Origin of the sequence: Streptomyces sp. NPDC007863, from assembly GCF_040633895.1 — a bacterium.
In the GTDB taxonomy this organism is placed as follows: Bacteria; Actinomycetota; Actinomycetes; order Streptomycetales; family Streptomycetaceae; genus Streptomyces.
The window spans coordinates 1-23749 of record NZ_JBEYEI010000008.1 but is presented as its reverse complement, the minus strand read 5'-3'; the positions used below and the strand labels follow the sequence as shown (position 1 = coordinate 23749).

Sequence of the window (23749 nt, the reverse complement as noted above, 5' to 3'; positions counted from 1 at the left end):
TCTTTGCCCATCGGAGGCAGGCGGCAGCAGCCATCGACAACTCGACCTGGTTACGGTACGCGCGGTTACGCCATCCGGTCAAACCGACCCGTCGACGGGCCCGCTTGTGCACAGGCTGTGGACAACAACTTGAACGACCTCATCCGCCGCGACTACCGTGGCTGGACTCGACTATCTCTTCCGTTCTGTTCTTATCGTCCCGAGAACCACACCTTCGTGGGACCTGCGAGAAAGCGTGCCCTGTGGCTGACGTACCTGCTGATCTTGCCGCAGTGTGGCCACGCGTGCTCGATCAGCTGCTCGGAGAAGGACAGCAGGGCATCGAGCCCAAGGACAAACAGTGGATCGAGCGCTGCCAGCCGCTCGCCCTGGTCGCCGACACGGCGCTGCTCGCCGTCCCCAACGAATGGGGCAAGCGCGTCCTGGAGGGCCGGCTGGCCCCTCTGATCAGCGACACCCTCAGCCGTGAGTGCGGCCGGCCGATCCGGATCGCGATCACCGTCGACGACTCCGTCGGCGAGCAGCCCCCGGCACCCTCCCCCGGCCACGCCCCGCAGCCGCCGCACTACGGCGAGCGCCCGCAGCCGGAGCCGTACGAGAAGTACGACGGCTACGGTCACCGCGCGCTGCCCGACGACGGGCTGCCCACCGCGCGCCCGGCCTACCCGGACTACCAGCAGCCGCCGCGCCCCGAGCCGGGCGCCTGGCCGCGCTCCCAGGAGGACCTCTCCTGGCAGCAGCCGCGCCTCGGCGGCTTCCCCGAGCGCGCCCCGTACACCGGCCCGGCCTCGCCCGATCCGTCCGGACGGCCGCGCTACGACGAGCCCTCCCGCGGCTACGAGCAGCCGCAGCGGCCCGAGCGCGCCGAGCTGCCCGAGCCGCCCGGGGCGGGACCGCGCCCCGGCCCGGGTCCCGGCGGCCAGGGCGTGGGGCCCGGCATCGGCCAGGGCTCGCTCGGCGGCACCGGCGCGGGCTCCGGCGGGCCCGGCGAGCCGCACGCGCGCCTGAACCCCAAGTACCTCTTCGACACCTTCGTCATCGGTTCCTCGAACCGCTTCGCGCACGCGGCCGCGGTCGCGGTCGCCGAGGCGCCGGCGAAGGCGTACAACCCGCTCTTCATCTACGGCGAGTCGGGGCTCGGCAAGACCCACCTGCTGCACGCCATCGGGCACTACGCGCGGAGCCTCTACCCGGGCACGCGGGTGCGGTACGTGAGCTCGGAGGAGTTCACCAACGAGTTCATCAACTCGATCCGCGACGGCAAGGGCGACGCCTTCCGCAAGCGCTACCGCGACGTGGACATCCTGCTGGTCGACGACATCCAGTTCCTCGCGAGCAAGGAGTCGACGCAGGAGGAGTTCTTCCACACCTTCAACACGCTCCACAACGCGAACAAGCAGATCGTGCTCTCCTCCGACCGGCCGCCCAAGCAGCTGGTGACCCTGGAGGACCGGCTGCGGAACCGTTTCGAGTGGGGACTCACCACCGACGTGCAGCCGCCGGAGCTGGAGACGCGCATCGCGATCCTCCGCAAGAAGGCGGTGCAGGAGCAGCTGAACGCCCCGCCGGAGGTACTGGAGTTCATCGCCTCCCGGATCTCGCGGAACATCCGCGAGCTGGAGGGCGCGCTGATCCGGGTGACGGCCTTCGCGAGCCTCAACCGGCAGCCGGTGGACCTGGGCCTCACCGAGATCGTCCTCAAGGACCTGATCCCGGGCGGCGAGGACTCCTCGCCGGAGATCACGGCGCCCGCCATCATGGCGGCCACGGCCGACTACTTCGGGCTGACGGTGGAGGACCTCTGCGGGTCCTCGCGCAGCCGGGTGCTGGTGACGGCCCGCCAGATCGCCATGTACCTCTGCCGGGAGCTCACCGACCTGTCGCTGCCGAAGATCGGCGCGCAGTTCGGCGGCCGCGACCACACCACCGTCATGCACGCGGACCGGAAGATCCGCGCCCTGATGGCGGAGCGGCGCTCCATCTACAACCAGGTCACCGAGCTGACCAACCGCATCAAGAACGGCTGACCGGCCTCTCCGCACGGCCTCCAAGGGCGCTCCGGGACACCTCCCGGAGCGCCCTTCGGCGTGCTGGAGGGGGTCCGACGGTGGCGCGCGGACGCCAGGACGGGGCGCTGACCCGGACGGCCCTGTTCGATTACTCCGTTCCGGTGGCGGGTTCTCCACAGATTGGGGGATGATCTCCCGTCCACAGGGTGGGGACTGTCGAGTTATCCGGATTGTGTCCACAGGCAGAACGGGTGACAGTCCATCACTCCAGCTCAGAGGGGTGTGGATTTGTTGGCAAACACTCTCCACAGCCTGTGGATGAATCTTTCGTCCACAGGGGCTCCGGAGAGTTGTCCACTGGCTACCCACAGGGGGAGGGCGGTTGCCCACAGCTTCTCCACACCGCTGTCCACTGTTCGGCAACACAACACCCCCTCTCACCGGCGGGAGTGAAAGGCGTCACACCAAGGGAGACGTTTGGGCTGTGGGGAACCTGGGGAAAGCTGGGGACAGCACTGGGGAGAACTCCCCCTTGCCTGTGCATGGGGTGTGCAGAACTTTCCGGCGTCCACAGAGAACCGTGGTTTTCCACCGGTTCCACCCACAGGGGCAGTGGACAAAAAACCGGCTCTGACCTGCGTGGACGACGTTATCCACGGTTTCCACAGGCCCTACTACTACTGCCACTCATAGTTAGCCCGGGAATCGCTTTGAAGCGGGGGCTGTGCACAACTCGGCGCCGGAGCCCCGACGCGCTCTCGTCGCGACTTGACCCCGAGCCGCACCGAGTGTCGGCGGCGTACGTCAGACTGGATCCCGCAGTCGACGAAGAGCCAGCAACAAGCAGGAGGCGGTTCCGGTGAAGATCCGGGTGGAGCGCGATGTACTCGCGGAGGCGGTGGCGTGGGTGGCCCGCAGCCTTCCGGCCCGTCCGCCGGCTCCCGTACTCGCGGGCCTTCTGCTGAAGGCCGAGGACGGCGCGCTGAGCTTCTCGAGCTTCGACTACGAGGTCTCCGCCCGCGTCTCCGTCGAGGCGGAGGTCGAGGAGGACGGCACCGTCCTCGTCTCCGGCCGTCTCCTCGCCGACATCTGCCGCGCCCTCCCCAACCGTCCCGTGGAGATCTCCACCGACGGTGTCCGGGCGACCGTGGTCTGCGGCTCCTCCCGCTTCACCCTCCACACCCTCCCTGTGGAGGAGTACCCGGCGCTGCCGGAGATGCCCACCGCGACCGGCACCGTCCCCGGCGAGGTCTTCGCCGCCGCCGCCGCGCAGGTGGCCATCGCCGCCGGCCGTGACGACACGCTGCCCGTCCTCACCGGTGTGCGCATCGAGATCGAGGGCGACACCGTCACCTTGGCCTCCACCGACCGCTACCGCTTCGCGGTCCGCGAGTTCCTGTGGAAGCCGGAGTCCCCGGACGCCTCCGCCGTCGCCCTGGTGCCCGCGAAGACGCTCCTGGACACCGCCAAGGCGCTCACCAGCGGCGACACCGTCACCCTGGCGCTCTCCGGCTCCGGCAAGGGCGAGGGCCTGATCGGCTTCGAGGGCGCGGGCCGCCGCACCACCACCCGCCTCCTGGAGGGCGACCTCCCGAAGTACCGCACGCTCTTCCCCACCGAGTTCAACTCGGTCGCGGTGATCGAGACCGCCCCCTTCGTGGAGGCCGTCAAGCGCGTGGCCCTGGTCGCCGAGCGCAACACCCCGGTCCGCCTCAGCTTCGAGCAGGGCGTCCTCATCCTGGAGGCCGGCTCCAGCGACGACGCACAGGCTGTGGAGAGGGTCGACGCCCAGCTCGACGGCGACGACATCTCGATCGCCTTCAACCCGACCTTCCTCCTGGACGGCCTGAGCGCGATCGACTCCCCCGTCGCCCAGCTCTCCTTCACCACCTCCACCAAGCCGGCGCTGCTCAGCGGCCGCCCGGCCGTGGACGCGGAGGCGGACGAGGCCTACAAGTACCTGATCATGCCGGTGCGACTGAGCGGCTGACGCGTTTTCTCCGGGCGCCGGAGGGGTTCGACTGAGCGGCTGACCCCACAGGTGTGCGGCCGGGTCCGGGCGTAGGCTCGGACCCGGGTAGGAACCGCACACGACGCTTAAGGAACACTCTGATGGAGCTCGGTCTCGTCGGTCTCGGCAAGATGGGCGGCAACATGCGCGAGCGCATCCGCCGCGCAGGCCACACCGTCATCGGATACGACCGCAACCCGGACCTCGCCGATGTCCCCAGCCTCGAAGAGCTGGTGAACAAGCTCAAGGGTCCGCGCGTCGTCTGGGTCATGGTGCCCGCGGGTGCGGCGACCCAGTCCACCGTCGACGAGCTGGCGGAGCTGCTCTCCCCCGGCGACATCGTGGTGGACGGCGGGAACTCCCGCTGGACCGACGACGAGAAGCACGCCGAGGAGCTCGCCGCCAAGGGCATCGGCTTCGTCGACTGCGGTGTCTCCGGCGGCGTGTGGGGCCTGGAGAACGGCTACGCCCTGATGTACGGCGGCTCCGACGAGGACGTCGCCAAGGTCCAGCCGATCTTCGACGCGCTCAAGCCCGCGGGCGAGTACGGCTCCGTGCACGCCGGCAAGGTCGGCGCGGGCCACTTCGCGAAGATGGTCCACAACGGCATCGAGTACGCCATGATGCAGGCCTACGCCGAGGGCTGGGAGCTCCTGGAGAAGGTCGACTCGGTGGAGAACGTCCGCGAGATCTTCCGCTCCTGGCAGGAGGGCACGGTCATCCGTTCCTGGCTGCTCGACCTCGCGGTCAACGCCCTCGACGAGGACGAGCACCTGGACCAGCTGCGCGGCTACGCGTCGGACTCCGGCGAGGGCCGGTGGACCGTCGAGGCCGCCATCGACAACGCCGTACCGCTGCCGGCGATCACCGCGTCGCTGTTCGCGCGGTTCGCGTCCCGGCAGGACGACTCGCCGCAGATGAAGATGATCGCCGCGCTGCGCAACCAGTTCGGCGGCCACGCGGTCGAGAAGAAGTAGCAATCCACAGGCTGTGCACCACCCGGTGCACAGCGACCGGGGGAAGGCCGGCGCCCACCATGCACGTCACGCATCTCTCGCTGGCCGACTTCCGCTCGTACGCCCGGGCCGAGGTACCTCTCGACCCGGGCGTCACCGCGTTCGTGGGGGCGAACGGCCAGGGCAAGACCAACCTCGTCGAGGCCGTCGGCTATCTCGCCACCCTCGGCAGCCACCGGGTCGCCTCGGACGCCCCGCTGGTGCGGATGGGCGCCGAGCGGGCCGTCATCCGGGCCGCCGTCACCCAGGGCGAGCGCTCCCAGCTGGTCGAGCTCGAACTCAACCCCGGCCGCGCCAACCGCGCCCGCGTCAACAGGTCCTCGCAGGTCCGGCCCCGTGACGTGCTCGGCATCGTGCGGACCGTCCTCTTCGCGCCCGAGGACCTCTCGCTGGTCAAGGGCGACCCCGGGGAGCGCCGGCGCTTCCTCGACGAGCTGATCACGGCGCGCGCGCCGCGCATGGCGGGCGTGCGCTCCGACTACGAGCGCGTGCTCAAGCAGCGGAACACCCTGCTGAAGTCCGCCGCCATGGCCCGCCGGCACGGCGGCCGCGGCATGGACCTCTCCACGCTCGACGTCTGGGACCAGCACCTGGCCCGGGCCGGCGCCGAGCTGCTCGCCCAGCGGCTCGACCTCGTCCACACCCTCCAGCCGCTCGCGGACAAGGCGTACGAACAGCTCGCGCCCGGAGGCGGACCGATTCTGCTGGAATACCGGCCCTCCGCGCCCGGCACCGGACTGACCCGCGAAGAGCTGTACGAGCAGCTGATCGCCGCCCTCGCCGAGGCCCGCAAGCAGGAGATCGAGCGCGGGGTCACCCTCGTCGGCCCGCACCGCGACGAGCTGCTGCTGCGCCTCGGCGACCTGCCCGCCAAGGGGTACGCGAGCCACGGCGAGTCCTGGTCGTACGCGCTGGCGCTGCGCCTCGCCTCGTACGACCTGCTGCGCTCCGAGGGCAACGAGCCGGTCCTCGTCCTCGACGACGTCTTCGCCGAACTGGACGCGCGCCGGCGCGAACGGCTCGCGGAGCTGGTGGCCGACGGCGAGCAGGTCCTGGTCACGGCGGCGGTCGACGACGACGTGCCGGACGTCCTCAAGGGGACGCGGTACGCGGTGACCGGAGGGACGGTGGAGCGGGTATGAACGCTGCCGACGAAACTTCCCCACAGGGTGTGGACAAGTCCGCGGCTCCCGAGCCCTCGGGTGTGGACCTGGCCCGGGTCGCGCTGCGCGCCGCCAAGGAGCAGGCACGCGCGCGTGGGGCGGCCGCGCAGCAGAAGAAGCAGGCCAGGCGCGGGGGCGGGCTGCGCTCCGGCGCCCGTGCCGACGGGCGCGACCCGATGGCGCTCGGCGCCGCGATCAACCGGCTGCTCGCCGAGCGGGGCTGGGAGACGCCGGCGGCCGTCGGCGGCGTGATGGGGCGGTGGCCGCAGATCGTCGGGGAGGACCTCGCGAAGCACTGCGTACCGGTGCGGTACGAGGAGGAGCCGGACGCGCGCGTGCTGACCGTCCAGTGCGACTCGACGGCTTGGGCCACGCAGCTGCGGCTGCTCGCGCCGACGCTGGTCGCTCGGCTCAATGAGGACCTCGGGCACGGGACGGTGCGGTTGATCAAGGTGCTGGGGCCTGGGAGCGGGCCGCGGCGGGGGTACGGGCCGTTGCGGGCGCCTGGCTCCGTGGGGCCCGGGGATACGTACGGGTAGTACGGGGACGGTCCTCGGAGCGCGGGTCCAAGCAGTCGGGCGCCGTGCGCGGGGCGTTGTGCCCACCCGCCCCCGGACTCCGTCCGGGGGGACCCCCAGCCCCGGCGGAACGCATGCCCACGACGGGGCGGAACACCTGCCCACGGCCGGGTGCCACGGGCCGTCACCGCTCGAAGCGCTAGGTGGCCGTCAGAGGGCTCTGGAGACCCTGTCCGGATATGGGGAGTCGTCTCGGGGTCGCGGAGGGCGGCACATGCGCATTCAGGTACCGGCAAACCCCCATGAGTGTCGGCGGTACCGGTAGACTGGAAGACAATCCCGCCACACTGCGGAACTGTCGAACGACGCAGCCGGCTCCCCTATGCCCGGAGCACGGCCTGTGCTGTGCCAGAAAGGGCGCTTCGTGGCCGATTCCGGCAACCCCAACGAGAACACTCAGTACACCGCCAGCAACATCCAGGTCCTGGAAGGCCTGGATGCGGTGCGCAAGCGCCCCGGCATGTACATCGGCTCGACCGGAGAGCGCGGCCTGCACCACATGGTGCAAGAGGTCGTCGACAACTCGGTCGACGAAGCGCTGGCCGGTCACGCGGACACCATCGACGTGACGATCCTCGCCGACGGCGGCGTCCGCGTCGTCGACAACGGCCGCGGCATCCCCGTCGGCATCGTCGAGTCCGAGGGCAAGCCGGCCGTCGAGGTCGTGCTGACGGTCCTCCACGCGGGCGGAAAGTTCGGCGGTGGCGGCTACGCCGTCTCCGGCGGTCTGCACGGCGTCGGCGTCTCCGTCGTGAACGCCCTGTCCACGAAGGTCTCCGTCGAGATCAAGACCGACGGCCACCGCTGGACGCAGGACTACAAGATGGGTGCTCCCACCGCGCCCCTCGCGCAGCACGAGGAGACCTCCGAGACCGGCACCTCGGTCACGTTCTGGTCCGACCCGGACATCTTCGAGACGGTCGAGTACTCCTTCGAGACGCTCTCCCGCCGCTTCCAGGAGATGGCCTTCCTCAACAAGGGCCTGACGATCACGCTCACCGACGAGCGCGAGTCCGCCAAGGCCACGGTCGGCGCCGACGACCCGGACGCCGAGGCCGCCGCCGAGCCGGCCGCGCGCACGGTGACGTACCACTACGAGGGCGGCATCGTCGACTTCGTGAAGTACCTCAACTCGCGCAAGGGCGAGCTGATCAACCCGACCGTCATCGACATCGAGGCCGAGGACAAGGAGCGCCTGCTCTCCGCCGAGATCGCGATGCAGTGGAACTCGTCGTACAGCGAGGGCGTGTACTCCTTCGCGAACACGATCCACACCCACGAGGGCGGTACCCACGAGGAGGGCTTCCGCGCCGCGCTGACGACGCTCGTCAACAAGTACGCGCGCGAGAAGAAGCTGCTCCGCGAGAAGGACGACAACCTCACGGGCGACGACATCCGCGAGGGTCTGACCGCGATCATCTCGATCAAGATCGGCGAGCCGCAGTTCGAGGGCCAGACCAAGACGAAGCTCGGCAACACCGAGGCGAAGACCTTCGTCCAGAAGGTCGTCCACGAGCACCTGACGGACTGGTTCGACCGCAACCCGAACGAGGCCGCGGACATCGTCCGCAAGGGCATCAACGCCGCCACCGCGCGCGTGGCCGCCCGCAAGGCACGCGACCTCACCCGCCGCAAGGGTCTCCTGGAGTCGGCCTCCCTCCCGGGCAAGCTCTCCGACTGCCAGTCGAACGACCCCACCAAGTGCGAGATCTTCATCGTCGAGGGTGACTCCGCCGGCGGCTCCGCCAAGTCCGGCCGGAACCCGATGTACCAGGCCATCCTGCCGATCCGCGGCAAGATCCTGAACGTCGAGAAGGCCCGCGTCGACAAGATCCTCCAGAACACCGAGGTCCAGGCGCTGATCTCCGCCTTCGGCACCGGTGTGCACGAGGACTTCGACATCGAGAAGCTCCGCTATCACAAGATCATCCTGATGGCGGACGCCGACGTCGACGGCCAGCACATCAACACCCTGCTGCTCACCTTCCTCTTCCGCTTCATGCGGCCGCTGATCGAGCACGGACACGTGTACCTCTCCCGCCCGCCGCTCTACAAGATCAAGTGGGGCCGGGAGGACTTCGAGTACGCGTACTCGGACCGCGAGCGCGACGCCCTGGTCGAGCTGGGCAAGCGGAACGGCAAGCGGATCAAGGACGACTCGATCCAGCGCTTCAAGGGTCTCGGCGAGATGAACGCCGAGGAGCTGCGCGTCACCACCATGGACGTCGAGCACCGCGTCCTCGGCCAGGTCACCCTGGACGACGCCGCGCAGGCCGACGACCTGTTCTCGGTGCTGATGGGCGAGGACGTCGAGGCGCGGCGCTCCTTCATCCAGCGCAACGCCAAGGACGTTCGCTTCCTCGACATCTGAGTCGGTCTCAGCTGACCGTACGAAAGGACTGACGACCAGCAATGGCCGACGAGAACCCCCCCGTGACCACCGAAGAAGAAGAGCCGGTGCTGCGCATCGAGCCCGTCGGGCTCGAGACCGAGATGCAGCGCTCGTACCTCGACTACGCGATGTCCGTCATCGTGTCCCGCGCGCTGCCCGACGTCCGGGACGGCCTCAAGCCCGTCCACCGGCGCGTGCTGTACGCGATGTACGACGGCGGCTACCGGCCCGAGAAGGGCTTCTACAAGTGCGCCCGCGTCGTCGGCGACGTCATGGGTACGTACCACCCGCACGGCGACACCTCGATCTACGACGCGCTCGTCCGCCTCGCCCAGCCCTGGTCGATGCGGATGCCGCTCGTCGACTCCAACGGCAACTTCGGCTCCCCGGGCAACGACCCGGCCGCCGCCATGCGCTACACCGAGTGCAAGATGGCGCCGCTGTCGATGGAGATGGTCCGGGACATCGACGAGGAGACCGTCGACTTCCAGGACAACTACGACGGCCGCAACCAGGAGCCGACGGTCCTCCCGGCGCGCTTCCCGAACCTGCTGGTCAACGGTTCCGCCGGCATCGCGGTCGGCATGGCGACCAACATCCCCCCGCACAACCTCCGCGAGGTCGCCGAGGGCGCCCTGTGGTACCTGGCCCACCCCGAGGCCGGCCACGAGGAGCTCCTCGACGCGCTCATCGAGCGGATCAAGGGCCCCGACTTCCCCACCGGCGCGCTCGTCGTCGGCCGCAAGGGCATCGAGGAGGCGTACCGCACCGGTCGCGGCTCCATCACGATGCGCGCGGTCGTCGAGGTCGAGGAGATCCAGAACCGCCAGTGCCTGGTGGTCACCGAGCTGCCCTACCAGGTCAACCCGGACAACCTCGCGCAGAAGATCGCCGACCTGGTGAAGGACGGCAAGATCGGCGGCATCGCCGACGTCCGCGACGAGACCTCGTCCCGGACCGGCCAGCGCCTGGTCATCGTGCTCAAGCGGGACGCCGTCGCCAAGGTCGTCCTCAACAACCTGTACAAGCACACCGACCTCCAGACGAACTTCGGCGCCAACATGCTGGCGCTCGTCGACGGCGTGCCGCGCACCCTCTCGCTGGACGCGTTCATCCGCCACTGGGTGACGCACCAGATCGAGGTCATCGTCCGCCGGACGAAGTTCCGGCTGCGCAAGGCCGAGGAGCGCGCCCACATCCTGCGCGGCCTCCTCAAGGCGCTCGACGCGATCGACGAGGTCATCGCCCTCATCCGGCGCAGCGACACGGTCGAGGTCGCCCGCGAGGGCCTGATGACCCTCCTGCAGATCGACGAGATCCAGGCCAACGCGATCCTGGAGATGCAGCTCCGCCGGCTCGCCGCCCTGGAGCGCCAGAAGATCGTCGCCGAGCACGACGAGCTCCAGACGAAGATCAACGAGTACAACGCGATCCTCGCCTCGCCCGAGAAGCAGCGGGGCATCGTCAGTGAGGAGCTGACCGCGATCGTCGAGAAGTTCGGCGACGACCGGCGCTCCAAGCTGGTGCCCTTCGACGGTGACATGTCCATCGAGGACCTCATCGCCGAGGAGGACATCGTCGTCACCATCTCGCGTGGCGGCTACGTCAAGCGGACGAAGACCGAGGACTACCGCTCGCAGAAGCGCGGCGGCAAGGGCGTGCGCGGGACGAAGCTGAAGCAGGACGACATCGTCGACCACTTCTTCGTCTCCACCACCCACCACTGGCTGCTCTTCTTCACGAACAAGGGCCGGGTCTACCGGGCCAAGGCGTACGAGCTGCCGGACGCCGGCCGGGACGCGCGCGGCCAGCACGTGGCCAACCTGCTGGCCTTCCAGCCGGACGAGCAGATCGCCCAGATCCTGGCGATCCGCGACTACGAGGCCGCGCCGTACCTGGTCCTCGCCACCCGTTCCGGCCTGGTGAAGAAGACCGCGCTGAAGGACTACGACTCGCCGCGCTCCGGCGGTGTCATCGCGATCAACCTGCGGGAGCGCGGCGACGGCGCCGAAGGCGTCGCCGACGAGCTGATCGGCGCCGAGCTGGCCTCCGCCCAGGACGACCTGCTGCTGATCTCCAAGAAGGCGCAGTCGATCCGCTTCACCGCCACGGACGACGCGCTGCGTCCGATGGGACGCGCCACTTCGGGCGTCAAGGGCATGAGTTTCCGCGAGGACGACGAACTGCTCTCGATGAATGTCGTCCGGCCCGGTACGTTCGTCTTCACCGCGACGGACGGCGGGTACGCGAAGCGCACCCCCGTCGACGAGTACCGCGTCCAGGGCCGCGGCGGCCTCGGCATCAAGGCCGCCAAGATCGTGGAGGACCGTGGTTCGCTCGTGGGCGCGCTGGTGGTCGAGGAGACCGACGAGATCCTCGCCATCACGCTCTCCGGCGGTGTGATTCGTACGCGAGTCAACGAAGTCAGGGAGACCGGCCGTGACACCATGGGCGTCCAGCTGATCAACCTGGGCAAGCGCGATGCCGTCGTCGGCATCGCGCGCAACGCCGAGGCCGGCAGCGAGGACGAGGACGGCGAGGACGTCGTCGACGCCGAGGGTGCCGTCGAGGCAGTCGAGGCCGAGGGATCGGTCGAGGGCACGGAGCCTGCGACCGGGGATCACGAGGAGTAGAGCGTGAGTGGAGCCACGGGCGCCGGTTCGGCGGCTGCCGGAGCTTCTGCAGGTGCCGGCGCGTACGGCGCCCGTGGCTCGGCCACGGACTCCCAGGGGGGTGCGGTGACGGACGGACGGGGGCAGCAGCCCCCCTACGAGGCCTACAGCGGGCCGCTGCCGGGCGAGCGGCAGGGCGGGCAGGAGCAGGGCCCGTACCACCCGCCGCAGGCCTACGGCGCCCCGACACAGGGCGGTCAGGCGCGCGGCGGCACCACGGGTGCCGTACGCCGGCCGCGGACCGGGGCGCGGACCACGCCCCGGACCCGCAAGGCGCGGCTGCGGGTGGCGAAGGCCGACCCGTGGTCGGTGATGAAGGTGAGCTTCCTGCTCTCCATCGCGCTGGGCATCTGCACGGTCGTCGCGGCGGCGGTGCTGTGGATGGTCATGGACGCCATGGGCGTCTTCTCGACGGTCGGCGGGACGATCAGCGAGGCGACGGGCTCGAACGAGTCCAACGGCTTCGACCTGCAGTCCTTCCTCTCGCTGCCGCGGGTCCTGATGTTCACCTCGGTGATCGCGGTGATCGACGTGGTCCTGATGACGGCCCTGGCGACCCTCGGCGCGTTCATCTACAACCTGTCCGCCGGCTTCGTCGGCGGCGTCGAGCTGACGCTGGCCGAGGACGAGTAGGGCGCGAGGGGGCCGGGCCACGAACCGATTTTGGGACTGGCCCCCACGTGCGCTAATGTTCAGGAGTCAGCGCGGCGGGAAACAAACCGTGAAGCGCGGCGGGGCTATAGCTCAGTTGGTTAGAGCGCATCCCTGATAAGGATGAGGCCACAGGTTCAAATCCTGTTAGCCCCACCAGTTCGAAGACCCCCGACCATAACGGTCGGGGGTCTTCGGCGTAGAGGGCCTGCGCCGGCCGGGCGGGTCCCGGGTCGGTGCGTCCGCGCGGCGGGTCCCGGGTCAGTGGCCGCCGTCGGTTCCGAGGTGGAACCTCGTCAGCGCGAAGATGATCGCGAGGTCGAGCACCATCACGGTGATCGCCCATGCCGGGTAGTACGGAATGAACATGAACTGGGTGATCAGGCTGATGCCCGCCGCCGCCACGCCCGCTGCGCGCCCCCAGCTCTGGTTGCTCACCACTCCCATGCCGGCGACGACGAGCACCAGCCCGACCACGATGTGGATCCAGCCCCAGGCGGTCAGGTCGAAGCGATAGACGTACCGGGACGCGACGAAGATGTTGTCCCGTGCGATGCCGGCGGCCCCCATGAGGATGCTCAGCGGCCCGCTGAGCAGCATCACGGCCCCGGCGAACACGGTCGGGCCGCTGAGCCTGTCGCCGCTGTCCGGCCCCCGGTGTCCTTGACGTGTCCCGTTCGGCATCGCCGCCATGGCCGTCACCTTCCTGTTCCGCGCGGTCCGTGCGACGCCGACCGCGCTCCCCTGACAGGATCACCGCCATCCCCCGGCACCGCGACCCCAGGCGGCGCGGGCCGTAGCGGTGCTTCCGCCGTCCTGGCCCCCGGGGCCGGGCCGCGGGGGCGCCCGGCGCCGCGGCGGTTCGTCGGTCCGGGTCGATCTCGGCGTGTGAGGTTTGGCGCTCGTACAGGTCACCGATTGGTATCGGTCGATGTGTAGAGTGGGCGTCAGAAGTCTCCTACGTCAACGAAAGACGAGGTCGCGCGGTGAAGAAGCTGCTCCTGGTCGCACTGGCCGCCATCGGCGGGCTCCTCGTGTACCGCCAGATCCAGGCGGATCGCGCCGAGCAGGACCTGTGGACGGAGGCGACCGACTCGGTCCCGTCCGGTTCCGGTGTCTGAGACCCACCCCCTCTGAAGTCCGAAGATCCCGGCCGCGCCTCGCGCGGTCGGGATCTTCGCGTCTGCCGGCCCCGCCGCCCTGCCCGCCGTGCCGGGGCCGTGCCACGAAGCCTTGAATTCACGTAAGCAAATCACAAACTTGCAGTGGCAAAGTCATGTGCTCGCGTACGGACCGGGCCCGAGCACCACGCGCGCGTGCCGACCCCCGAGGAGGCCGTGAGGCGGGGTGAATCCGGCCCCGGTGCGGACACCGGAGCCGCCGGCGGGGCAGGATGGTCCGGCACGACGGCCCTGGCGGCCGACGGGGCAGGGCGCGGTGACGGACACGACGAGGAGAAGCGCGTGAGCACGCAGGCGGGGGCCACGAGCGGGAACGGGGCCGGGCGCGGGTCCGGGCGTCGGGGGAGGACCGCGGCCCGGACGCGGAAGGCCGCGGCGCTCCTGACGGCCGCGGCCGCGGCCGGCGCGGTCACCGCGCTGCCAGCCGGGGCGGCCGAGGCGGCCCCCCTGCCCGCGTACTCCTTCGACCCCTCGGCGCAGCGGATCGCCGGCGCCGCCTCCAGCGCCGACGCCAAGCCGCTGGCGCCGGGCGGGACCTACCGGGACACCCTGAAGAAGGACGGCAAGCTCTACTACCGGCTCGACCTGGACACGTCGAAGAACACCTACGTCTCCGCGGTCGCCGTGCCCAAGCCGGGCGGGACGGCCGCGTACGGCGACGGCTTCCGGATCTCCGTCCAGGACGGCTCCGGCATCGAGTGCGGCTACCAGGACGTCAACTTCGCGTCAGGGGAGTACGTGCGGCCGCTGGCCGCCTACGCGCGCCGGATCGTCCACCCGGACGTCTCCGGCTGCCAGGAGGCCGGCACGTACTACGCGGTCGTCGAGCGGGAGTCGGACGCCGCCTCCACCCCGGACGACTGGGAGCTGGAGCTCCAGCACGTCACCGAGCCGCTGCTGACGAAGAACGGGCCGGACAAGCTGCCCGAGTCCTGGCCGTCCGGGACGCCCGCGCCGCTCGCCGCCGAGCAGAAGAAGCGGCAGGGCGGGAACGGCTTCCACGACGCCGTCTCCCTGGACAAGGGCGAGTGGCGGGCGGACATCAGGCCCGGCCAGACCCTCTACTGGCGGGTGCCGGTCGACTGGGGCCAGCAGCTCTTCACCACCGCCGAGCTGGGCAGCAGCGACGCGGGCGACGAGTCGGTCGGCAACGCGCTCGCGCTCGGGCTCGCCAACCCGGCGCGCGGCTTCGTCGACCTCCAGACGGTGAGCTACAGCGGCGACCCGGCCAGGACCGCCCTCGACCCGCAGCGGCCGGTCGACCACAAGAACCGCTCCGCGTACGACACCGGCACGAGCGGCATGCGGTTCGCCGGCTGGTACTACGTCACCGCCACCCTCAACCCGGAGATCGCCGAGGAGTACGGTGACCAGCCGCTGCCGCTGATCCTGCGGGTCGACGTGACCGGGACGAAGCAGAGCGGGCCCGGCTACGCCGGGGACCCGGGCATCTTCCAGGTGACCACCGACGACCGGGAGGCCGCGGCGAGCGGCGCGACGGGCGCGGAGGCCGCCGGCGACTCGACGATGGCCGTCGTCGCGGCGGGCGGCCTCGGCCTCGGCACCGTCCTGCTCGTCGGCCTCGGCGCCTGGACGCTGCTGGCCCGCAGGGCGGCCCGCTGACCTACACCTGGGTCAGGGCCCAGAAACCGACCGCCAGCGACACCAGCGCGAGCAGCAGCACCGGGACCGCCACCTTCGGGGGCGGTCCCGGACGGCGCCCGGGGACCGCCTGCGCCTGTGCCTGTGCCTGCGTGGGCGCCTGGGCGGGCGGGGCGGCGGTGTACGGGTTCGTCGCGGTGAGCGGGGCGGGGTGGGGCGCCGGCGGGGGCAGGTGGAAGCTGCCCGTCTCGGAGGCCGCGGGCACCGGCTGGTGGGGCTGCGGATACGGCTGCGGGTACGTCCCCGGGGCAGGCTGCGGGGACGCCTGCGGATACGCCTGCGGGGCCGGCGCGGGCGGTACGGCGCCGGGGGCGGCGGCCGGGACCGGCGGGGCCTGCGCGGCGTCCCGCACCGGCGGCGCGGCGTCCCGCACCGGCGGCGCGGCGTCCCGCACCGGGCGGGCCACCGGGCCCTCGGGCCCGAAGCCGGCCGGCAGCGGGCCGAGCTGGTCGAGGATCTCCACCGGCTCCTCGCCGGCCGCCGGCTCGGGCAGCATCTCCACGGCGGCGCTCAGCGCCTTCCGCGCGCCCGTGGCCGTCCGGAAGCGGGCCTGCGGATCGGGCTGCAGCAGCCCGGCCAGGACCTGCCACAGCGGCTCCGGCACGCTCTGCGGGGCCGGCGGGGTGCCATGCGCCAGGAAGTGCTCCACGAGCGCCTGCGAGTCCGGCCGGGTGCCGTGCAGCAGATAGAGCCCGACGAGCCCGACCGCGTACAGGTCCGCGGTGAAGTCGGGCTCGGCGCCGAGGAGTTGCTCGGGCGCGAAGTAACCGGGCGTGCCCACCACGTAGTTGGTCTCGGTGAGCCGGGGTTCGCCCTTGCGCATCGAGATCCCGAAGTCCGACAGGCGCAGGTGCGGGCGGCCCGTGCCGGTGACCTCCATCAGGATGTTGGCCGGCTTGATGTCCCGGTGGACGACGCCCTCCGCGTGCACCGTCGCCAGGCCCGAGAGCAGCTGGTCGAGGAGGGTGCAGACGAAGCGGGGCGGCAGCGGGCCGTAGTCGCCGATGACGTGGGCGAGCGAACCGCCGGCGAGCAGGTCCATCGTGAAGAGGACCTTGTCGTCGTCGGCGGCCCAGCTGGCCGGGGCGAGGACGTGCGGATGGTCGATCCGCAGCGCCTGCTCGCGGACGAAGCGCAGCAGGGTGTGCGCGTCGCTCTGCTGGAGCACCTTGGCCGCCACGTAGCGGCGGCGGCGGTGGTCCCAGGCGCGCCAGACCGCGCCGGCCCCGCCCCGCCCGATCGGGTCGATCAGCTCGTACCTGCCGGCGAAGACCTCACCCATCGCGCTGCGCCGCTCCCCGTCCGTCGTCCGTCGTGCGTGTGCCGTGTCAGTTCTGGTGCGACTCGTAGTGGGCGACCGCGTCCGCGGTGCGCCCGGCTCCGTACACCCGGAGGAACTCTGCCAGCTCCGGGTGGGCCGGGGCGAGGGAGTCGGCGGCGTCGATGATGTCCCCGGCCGCGGCCACGGAGCGCAACAGCGACTGGATCTCGCGGACCACGCGGCGCACGGTGGGGGCGCCCGAGCCGTTGGCCGACTGGCCGCTGGCGGCGGTCAGGACCGAGCCGCCCTGGGACTTCTTGATCTCGTCCATGCGGTCGGTGGCCTCGGCGGCGCTGACGCTGCCGTCGGCGACCTGCACGGCGAGCTCCTGGAGGGCCTGGACGCGCTGGACCACGGCCGGGTTGCCGATCTTGGCCCGCTGGCCGCTCATCAGCTGGGACAGCATGGGCGCGGAGAGCCCGAGCACGGCGGCCAGACGGGCCTGGTTGAGCCCGAGATCGTCGATCAGCCGACGGAAGAGCGCCCCCAGCGGCTCTCCGTACCAACTGCGCTGAAGCTCTCTGGCTCTTGCCGTGGCTTCCTGCTGCGCTGCGTCCATCACTTCTCCCCATCCCTTGGTTCGCCACTGCGAACCCCGGTCAGCATCTTACGGAGCGTGGTCGTTCACCGGGAGTCCCCACCTTTTGCCCGGCACCGGGGGAGAACCGGTACGCTGTCCTCGTTCCGGGGCCTTAGCTCAGTTGGTAGAGCGCTGTCTTTGCATGGCAGATGTCAGGGGTTCGACTCCCCTAGGCTCCACCCGTGAAATGCCCTCTGACCTGCGGAAACGCAGTTTCAGGGGGCATTTTTGGTGCGTTCGTCCCCTCGATTCGGGGACGGTGCACGTCCGTGCAGCTGCACTCCTGTGACCCTTATGGCGGCCCGTCGGGCGGGCGCACAGTCTCTCTGGCCAGAAGTGTGCCCCTTTCCCCAGGGAGGTCAGAGAGTTGGACACGAAGGAGAGCGCGCTGAGCGCCGCTCAGCTGCTGGAGACCGCCCACAAGGCGGTCCAGCAGGGTTTTCCCTGTGATGACCGGCTGGCCCGGGCGGCGCTGCACCTCATCGAGTGCGCCACCGACGTCGTCGTACGGCTGCCCGAGCGCGACCTCGACTCGGCGCGCGAGGCGCTCAGCCTGGCGCGGGCCGCGGTGGTCACCGCCACGACCGCCGTCCGGGAGGTCCACGACCGGGACCGGACCGGGCCCCGGGAGAATGTCCCCGCAGAATCCGGTATTCCGCTCGGAAGCGGGAGGGTGTTCTGCGGAATTGACCGATAGGAGCGCCGCTCCGCCCGGCCCCGTGCCCGCCGTCGACTTCATGTCAACGGCGGGCACGGGGCTTTGTCATGTGTGCCGTGCAGATGTGCAAGCGGAATGCCGTCTGCTGCATGTTCCCGCAGTGGATTCAGACTTGTGCACTGCACAAGTCTGACCTTATTCGGCTCCTGTCGATTTCCAAGAATGAACTCGTGAGCGGACGAGCCGCCCACACACCGGGAACAGGAGCCCTGAGCATGTCGATCACCGCCCTGACGACGAAGACCTCCGCCGCCCGCCGCATCGTGCGGACCGCGGCGATCGCCACCGCCGCCGGCCTCGCCGTCCTCACCTCGGGCGGGATCGCGGCTGCCGGCGAGCCGGTCGTCTCGTCCACCCCCGTGGTGGTGACCACCGACACGCCCGCGGACCACGGCTGGGACTGAGCGAGGCCGCCGGAAAGCCGAGCTCCAGCCGATATTTCCCCCACACACCTGTCCCGTCACCCGGAGGACACACCATGACGATCAGCCCCGCCCTCGAAACCGAGACCTCCACCACCGCCCTCCTCGGCCCCGAGATCGAGCTCCGCAGCCAGATCTCCGTGGAGCTCGTCGACCACACCGCGTCCGACCTGGGCGTCGTACGGGCGGCCCGGGTCTCCACCGCCGGCGAGGAGGCGCACCGGGAGGAGCGCGGCGACGAATACATCGGCGGTCTCATCCGGTATTTGATGCGCAGCCGGCACGGCAGCCCCTTCGAGCACAATTCCATGACCTTCCTGGTCCACGCGCCGATCTTCGCGATCCGCCACATGATGCGGCACCGAATGTGGTCGTTCAACGAGGAAAGCGCCCGGTACAAGGACCTCAAGAACGTCTTTTACGTGCCGGACCGCGACCGCGCGCTCAAGCAGGAGGGAAAGCCCGGCCACTACCGTTACGTGGCGGGCAGCGAGCAGGATTACGAGCTGATGAGCGAGGCCACCAGCGAGGCGTACCGGTCGGCCTTCCGCGAGTACCAGCGCATGCTCGACGCGGGCATCTCCCGTGAGCTGGCGCGCATGGTGCTGCCGGTCGCGACCTTCTCCACCGTCTACGCCACCTGCAACGCCCGCTCCCTCATGCATTTCCTGGGCCTGCGCACCAATCGCGCGGACGCCGCGTACGTCTCCCACCCGCAGCGCGAGATCGAGGTCGTCGCGGAGCAGATGGAGGCGGACTTCGCCCGGCTCATGCCCCTGACCCACGAGGCGTTCGAGAAGTTCGGGCGCGTCAGCCCCTGACCGGAAACCGGGAAAGAGGAGGTGGCCGTGCGCGTCACGGTCTACGCGGGATCGGCCCTGGGAAACCGGGCCGTCTATGAGGAGGCTGCCGCCCTCTTCGCCAAGGAACTGGTCGCGGCAGGACACGACATCGTCTACGGCGGGGGCGCGGCCGGCCTCATGGGTGTGGTCGCCGACTCCGCCCTCGCGGCCGGCGGCCGGGTCACGGGAGTGATCCCCAAGCACCTCGTCGACGCGGAGGTCGCCCATCAGGGCCTGACCGAACTGCACGTCGTCGACACCATGCACCAGCGCAAGCAGAAGATGGCCGACCTGGCCGACGCCTTCGTGGCGCTGCCGGGCGGCGTGGGCACCGTCGAGGAGATCCTCGAGGTCTGGGCCTGGCTGATCCTCGGCCGGCACGGCAAGCCCATGGCGCTGCTGAACGTCGAAGGTTACTGGGACCGCATGCACCGCATGATCTGCCGCATGTCGTCCAGCGGATTCCTGCGCGAGCAGGAGGTCGGGACCCTCGCCTCCGTCGGCGACGCGGCCGGCTTCCTGGAGCTCGTACGGGACTGGGAGCCCCCGCCGCCGCGGTGGGGTTGAGGGAGAGATGAAGCCATGTCGGTACTGAACATGGAGAACGCGGCCGACACGGCTGCCGAAGTGACCGTGGTGGACGGCTACGTCCCGGTCATCGACCTGAGCTCGGCGAGGACGAGCGAGGCGGCGGACGGCCGGCTCGCCGCGGTGATCGACGAGGTGTGCCGCACCAGCGGCTTCCTCGTGATCGTCGGGCACGGCGTCGCGGAGTCCACCATCGCCGAGATGTACCGTGCCACCCGCGAGTTCTTCGCGCTGCCCGCGGAGGTCAAGAACGGCGTGCTGGCCGACCCGGCCGACCCGCTGATGCGGGGCTTCGGGCGCAAGGGCAGCCTGGCCGCCTCCAACGCCGACGCCGAGGTCGAGCAGGAGCGCGCCCTTCCGGACATCTCCGAGACCTTCACGGTCAACCGGCTGGGCGAGCCGGACGGCCGGCGGGCCCTGCCGGCCGACGCCGACGAGGCCCTCGCCACCCCGAACCAGTGGCCCGCGCTGCCCGGATTCGCCGAGGCGTACCGGAGCTACTACGCGGCGATGGAGGTGCTCGCCGACGACATCATGCGGCTCTTCGCCCTCGCCCTCGGCCTGCCCGCGGACTGGTTCGAGGACAAGATCGCGAACCACATGACCAACCTGACCGCGAACTACTACCCGGCGCAGCCCGAGCCGCCGGCCCCCGGTCAGCTGCGCAAGGGCGTCCACAGCGACTGGGGCAGCCTCACGATCCTCTACCAGGACCAGGGCGCCGGTGGTCTGCAGGTCCTCGACAAGGCGGGCGAGTGGCTCGACGTCCCGTACATCGAGGGCTCGTTCGTCGTGAACATCGGCGACCTGATGGCGATCTGGACGAACAACCGGTGGGTGAGCACGGTCCACCGGGTGGTCAACCCGCCGCGTGAGCTGGCCGGTCAGGAACGGTACTCGGTGCCGTTCTTCCACCAGCCCGCGTACGACGCGCTCATCGAGTGCATCCCCACCTGCGCGGGCCCGGACGACCCCGCCCGCCACGAGCCCGTCCGCTCCGGCGCGTACATCACCGGCAAGTTCAGCCGGGCGTACGGGAACTGACGCAATGAGCAGGTCTGTCCTGCTGCTCGGCGGTGCGGGAGGAGCGACGGCACAGGGCCTGCTGACGGCCGCGCGGTCGCTGGGTGTCCCGGTCCACCTCGCGACACACCGCGCCGGGGCCGAGCAGTCGGCGTACGCGGGTGTCGTCGTGGCCGATTTCCGACGGCCCGCGCAGGCCGTCGGCCGGCTCGCCGAGTACTGCCTCCGGCAGGGCATCGGCGGGGTGGCGGCCGACGGGGAGCCCCTGGCCCCGCTGGCCGCCTCGGTGGCCGACGTGCTCGGGCTTCCCGGTCATCCCCCGGGCGCGGCGGCCGCCGTCCGCGACCGCCGGCGGACGGCGCGGATCCTGCTGGCCCACGGGGTGCCGGGCCCGCGCACGCTGGCCGTCCGCGTGCCCGGGGCGGCCGAGACGCGGCGCCGGGCCGCGGGCCTCGGATACCCGGTCGTGGTGCGGCCCGCCGAGAGCCCCAGCGCGGCGGGCGCGGCCGTCGTGTGGAACGCGCGGGACCTCCCGGAGGTCGTACGGCGCGTCCTCGAACGGCGCGAGGACCCGGTCCACGGGACGACCCCCGCGCCGGTGGCGCTCATCCAGGAGTACCTGGAGGGGACCGAGTACCGCGTCGAGTCCGTGTCACGGGCCGGCCGGTTCGGGCACCTGGCGATGCTGCGGTCCGCCGACGAGGACGGCCCGGTGCGGCGGGCGGCCGGGTACACCCTGCCCTCCGGCCTGCCGGACGCCACCACCTTCGCGGTCCTGTCCGTGGTGGAGCGCGGCCTGGCCGCGCTCGGCCTGCGCGACGGGCTCGCGCACACGGCGCTCAAGCTGACGGCGGACGGGCCGCGGCTGCTCACCGTCGGCACCGCGGCCCCGGAGGGGCCGGTCACGCAGCTGATCGAGCACGCGACCGGGGTCAGCGCGGCCAGGGTGTACCTCCAGGTCGTCCTGGGCGAGCGGCCGGAGATCAGCCCCCACGGGCTCCGGCCCGCCGCCCTCCGCTACATCACCACCGCCCGGCACGGGGTCTTCCACGGACTGCGCGGAATGCTCTCCAGCCCGTACGTGGCGGCCGCCCGCTCGTACGTGGACCTCGGCGCGCGCGTGGGCGGCGGGCAGGACGGTCCGGCGGGCGGAGTCCGCACCCGGCTCGGTCACGTGATCGCCACCGCGGACGGTCCCGACCGGGCCGACGTACGGGCCGACGAGGCCCTGGCGGGGATCACCGCCCACGTCGGGGTCTGACCCGCCCTTCCCGCCACAGCGCGTCCCCCCACCCCCATCCCATTTCTCTCGAACCCATCCCTATCGAGCGTCAGCGACCGGAGGAACGACCATGAAGGGAACGCAGGGTCCGCTCCAGCGGATCCTCGGCATTGGCTGGCGGCTGCACGGTGACGGCCGGGCCCCGCGGCCCGGCGCGGCCGTCATGCCGGACGAGCGGCTCTCCTGGCCGCGCACGGTGGGCCTCGGGGCCCAGCACGTCGTCGCGATGTTCGGTGCGACCTTCGTGTTCCCCGTCGTGATGGGGCTCGACCCCAACCTCGCGATCATGATGTCGGGCATCGCGACCGTGGTGTTCCTGCTCGTGGTGCAGGGCAAGATCCCGAGCTACCTCGGCACGAGCGCGTCCTTCGTCGGCGCGGTCGCCGCGATCCGGGCGGCCGGCGGCAGCTCGGCGACCGTGACCGGCGCCATCCTCGTCGCGGGCCTGGTCCTCGCCGCGGTCGGCCTGCTCGTCCACTTCGCCGGGCCCGGCCTGGTGAACAAGGCCTTCCCGCCGGTGGTCGCGGGCGCCGTGGTGCTGCTGATCGGACTCAACCTGGCCCCGGTGGTGGCCGACATCTACTGGCCCCAGGACCAGTGGACGGCGCTCGCCACGATGGCCGTCGTGATCGCCGCCGGGGTCCTGCTGCGCGGGTTCTGGAGCCGTCTCGCGGTGCTCGCCGGCCTCGTCTTCGGCTACGTGCTCTCCTGGGTGCTCGACAAGACCCTCGGGCAGATCACCGCGCCCGGCCCCACCGGCGAGGTCACCACCCACGCGCGGGTCCAGCTCGACGCGGTCGCCGACGCCGACTGGTTCGGGCTGCCCACCATGCACGCGCCGAGCTTCAGCACCTCGGCGATCCTGCTCGTCCTGCCGGGTGTCATCGCGCTGCTCGCCGAGAACACCGGCCACTTCAAGGCCGTGTCCGAGATGACCGGCAAGGACCTCGACCCGGTCCTCGGCCGCGGCATCCTCGGCGACGGTCTCGGCACCGTGGTCTCCTCGGCGGTCGGCGGCGCGCCGACGACCACGTACGCGGAGAACATCGGCGTGATGGCCGCGACCCGCGTCTACTCGACCGCCGCGTACTGGATGGCGGCCGCGGCGGCCCTGGTCTTCGGCCTGTGCCCGAAGTTCGGCGCGCTGGTCGCCGCCACCCCGGGCGCGGTGCTCGGCGGCATCACGGTGGTGCTCTACGGGATGATCGGCCTGCTCGGCGCCAAGATCTGGATCAGGGCGGGCGTGGACTTCTCGGACCCGGTCAACCTGGTTCCGATCGCGGCCGGCTCGGTGCTCGGCATCGGCGGGGTCACCCTCCAGGTCACCGATACCTTCTCCGTCAGCGGCATCGCGCTCGGCACCCTGGTCACTCTGATCGGCTACCACGCCCTGGCCCTGGTCCGCGGCCCTGGCCGGACGGCCGGGACGAAGGACGCCGCGCCGGCCACGGAGACGGACGCCGTGCCGCAGGCCGCCGCCACGCAGGCCGCCACGCAGCCCGCCGCCACGAAGGCCGCCGTGATGTAGGTGTCCCCCCCCACCCCCACCACCACCACGGGCGGGGCGTGAAGTGATCAGCGGACCGAGGCCGCCGGCGCGGGCGCGGTTCCGCCTCATCGGAGGCCTCCCCGGCGGTC

Annotated in this window: 20 protein-coding genes and 2 tRNA genes; 19 read left to right on the top strand and 3 right to left on the bottom strand. The window is 71.0% G+C overall.

The genetic code is table 11. The annotated features are described in order from the left end of the window. Positions 1 to 242: 242 nt before the first annotated feature. The 9 genes from dnaA to ABZ621_RS14410 all read left to right on the top strand — a co-directional run bounded on the left by dnaA (position 243) and on the right by ABZ621_RS14410 (position 12651). Complete coding sequence (gene dnaA, locus ABZ621_RS14450) at positions 243 to 2027, top strand: chromosomal replication initiator protein DnaA (protein ID WP_360604205.1); 1785 nt, start codon at positions 243 to 245, stop codon at positions 2025 to 2027. A gap of 841 nt (positions 2028 to 2868) precedes the next feature. Next, complete coding sequence (gene dnaN, locus ABZ621_RS14445; protein WP_189953483.1) at positions 2869 to 3999, top strand: DNA polymerase III subunit beta; 1131 nt, start codon at positions 2869 to 2871, stop codon at positions 3997 to 3999. 122 nt (positions 4000 to 4121) lie between these two features. Then, entirely contained in the window at positions 4122 to 4997 is an 876-nt protein-coding gene (gene gnd / locus ABZ621_RS14440) for a phosphogluconate dehydrogenase (NAD(+)-dependent, decarboxylating) (protein ID WP_360604204.1), read from the top strand. Between the two features lie 59 nt (positions 4998 to 5056). Further along, on the top strand, positions 5057 to 6178 hold the full coding sequence (gene recF, locus ABZ621_RS14435; protein ID WP_360604202.1) for a DNA replication/repair protein RecF: 1122 nt from the start codon (positions 5057 to 5059) through the stop codon (positions 6176 to 6178). Then, the gene (locus ABZ621_RS14430; RefSeq protein ID WP_360604200.1) at positions 6175 to 6738 is read left to right on the top strand and encodes a DciA family protein; all 564 of its coding nucleotides are present in this window, start codon (positions 6175 to 6177) and stop codon (positions 6736 to 6738) included. Before recF ends, ABZ621_RS14430 begins: the two co-directional genes overlap by 4 nt. A 379-nt stretch (positions 6739 to 7117) precedes the next feature. Beyond that, positions 7118 to 9148 (top strand): DNA topoisomerase (ATP-hydrolyzing) subunit B, encoded by a 2031-nt coding sequence (gene gyrB / locus ABZ621_RS14425; protein ID WP_360604198.1) that lies wholly within the window; start codon positions 7118 to 7120, stop codon positions 9146 to 9148. Positions 9149 to 9189: 41 nt separating this feature from the next. Then, on the top strand, positions 9190 to 11802 hold the full coding sequence (gene gyrA / locus ABZ621_RS14420) for a DNA gyrase subunit A (RefSeq protein ID WP_360604196.1): 2613 nt from the start codon (positions 9190 to 9192) through the stop codon (positions 11800 to 11802). Between the two features lie 105 nt (positions 11803 to 11907). Beyond that, positions 11908 to 12474, top strand: a complete 567-nt coding sequence (locus ABZ621_RS14415) for a DUF3566 domain-containing protein (RefSeq protein ID WP_360604194.1) — start codon at positions 11908 to 11910, stop codon at positions 12472 to 12474. A 100-nt stretch (positions 12475 to 12574) separates the two neighbouring features. Further along, a tRNA-Ile gene (locus tag ABZ621_RS14410) sits at positions 12575 to 12651 on the top strand. 102 nt (positions 12652 to 12753) lie between these two features. Here ABZ621_RS14410 and ABZ621_RS14405 read toward each other — a convergent pair. Next, positions 12754 to 13185, bottom strand: a complete 432-nt coding sequence (locus ABZ621_RS14405; protein WP_360604192.1) for a hypothetical protein — start codon at positions 13183 to 13185, stop codon at positions 12754 to 12756. Positions 13186 to 13478: 293 nt separating this feature from the next. Here ABZ621_RS14405 and ABZ621_RS14400 point away from each other — a divergent pair, with 293 nt between their 5' ends. After that, a complete protein-coding gene (locus ABZ621_RS14400; protein ID WP_208809277.1) occupies positions 13479 to 13613 on the top strand; it encodes a DLW-39 family protein in 135 nt (44 codons plus the stop codon). A gap of 342 nt (positions 13614 to 13955) precedes the next feature. Beyond that, positions 13956 to 15296, top strand: coding sequence for a hypothetical protein (locus ABZ621_RS14395; protein ID WP_360604190.1), 1341 nt, complete (start codon positions 13956 to 13958; stop codon positions 15294 to 15296). Between the two features lies 1 nt (position 15297). On the opposite strand, the gene ABZ621_RS14390 is transcribed toward ABZ621_RS14395, so the two are convergent. Together ABZ621_RS14390 and ABZ621_RS14385 are read right to left on the bottom strand one after the other, a co-directional pair. Further along, positions 15298 to 16617, bottom strand: a complete 1320-nt coding sequence (locus ABZ621_RS14390) for a serine/threonine-protein kinase (protein WP_360604188.1) — start codon at positions 16615 to 16617, stop codon at positions 15298 to 15300. Positions 16618 to 16663: 46 nt separating this feature from the next. After that, positions 16664 to 17215: a DNA-binding protein gene (locus tag ABZ621_RS14385; RefSeq protein WP_360604186.1), complete on the bottom strand. Its 552-nt coding sequence runs from the start codon at positions 17213 to 17215 to the stop codon at positions 16664 to 16666. Positions 17216 to 17342: 127 nt separating this feature from the next. Here ABZ621_RS14385 and ABZ621_RS14380 point away from each other — a divergent pair. The 8 genes from ABZ621_RS14380 to ABZ621_RS14345 all read left to right on the top strand — a co-directional run bounded on the left by ABZ621_RS14380 (position 17343) and on the right by ABZ621_RS14345 (position 23639). Continuing rightward, a tRNA-Ala gene (locus ABZ621_RS14380) sits at positions 17343 to 17415 on the top strand. 188 nt (positions 17416 to 17603) lie between these two features. Further along, positions 17604 to 17933 (top strand): hypothetical protein, encoded by a 330-nt coding sequence (locus ABZ621_RS14375; RefSeq protein WP_360604184.1) that lies wholly within the window; start codon positions 17604 to 17606, stop codon positions 17931 to 17933. 236 nt (positions 17934 to 18169) lie between these two features. Continuing rightward, positions 18170 to 18358, top strand: coding sequence for a hypothetical protein (locus ABZ621_RS14370; protein WP_360604182.1), 189 nt, complete (start codon positions 18170 to 18172; stop codon positions 18356 to 18358). Positions 18359 to 18432: 74 nt separating this feature from the next. After that, positions 18433 to 19197: an FAD-dependent thymidylate synthase gene (gene thyX / locus ABZ621_RS14365; RefSeq protein WP_360604180.1), complete on the top strand. Its 765-nt coding sequence runs from the start codon at positions 18433 to 18435 to the stop codon at positions 19195 to 19197. A 27-nt stretch (positions 19198 to 19224) separates the two neighbouring features. After that, positions 19225 to 19785 (top strand): TIGR00730 family Rossman fold protein, encoded by a 561-nt coding sequence (locus ABZ621_RS14360; RefSeq protein ID WP_360604178.1) that lies wholly within the window; start codon positions 19225 to 19227, stop codon positions 19783 to 19785. A gap of 15 nt (positions 19786 to 19800) precedes the next feature. Further along, positions 19801 to 20850: a 2OG-Fe(II) oxygenase family protein gene (locus tag ABZ621_RS14355; RefSeq protein WP_360604176.1), complete on the top strand. Its 1050-nt coding sequence runs from the start codon at positions 19801 to 19803 to the stop codon at positions 20848 to 20850. 4 nt (positions 20851 to 20854) lie between these two features. After that, on the top strand, positions 20855 to 22090 hold the full coding sequence (locus ABZ621_RS14350) for an ATP-grasp domain-containing protein (RefSeq protein ID WP_360604174.1): 1236 nt from the start codon (positions 20855 to 20857) through the stop codon (positions 22088 to 22090). A gap of 91 nt (positions 22091 to 22181) precedes the next feature. Next, positions 22182 to 23639 (top strand): solute carrier family 23 protein, encoded by a 1458-nt coding sequence (locus tag ABZ621_RS14345; protein WP_360604172.1) that lies wholly within the window; start codon positions 22182 to 22184, stop codon positions 23637 to 23639. The last annotated feature ends 110 nt before the right edge of the window (positions 23640 to 23749 follow it).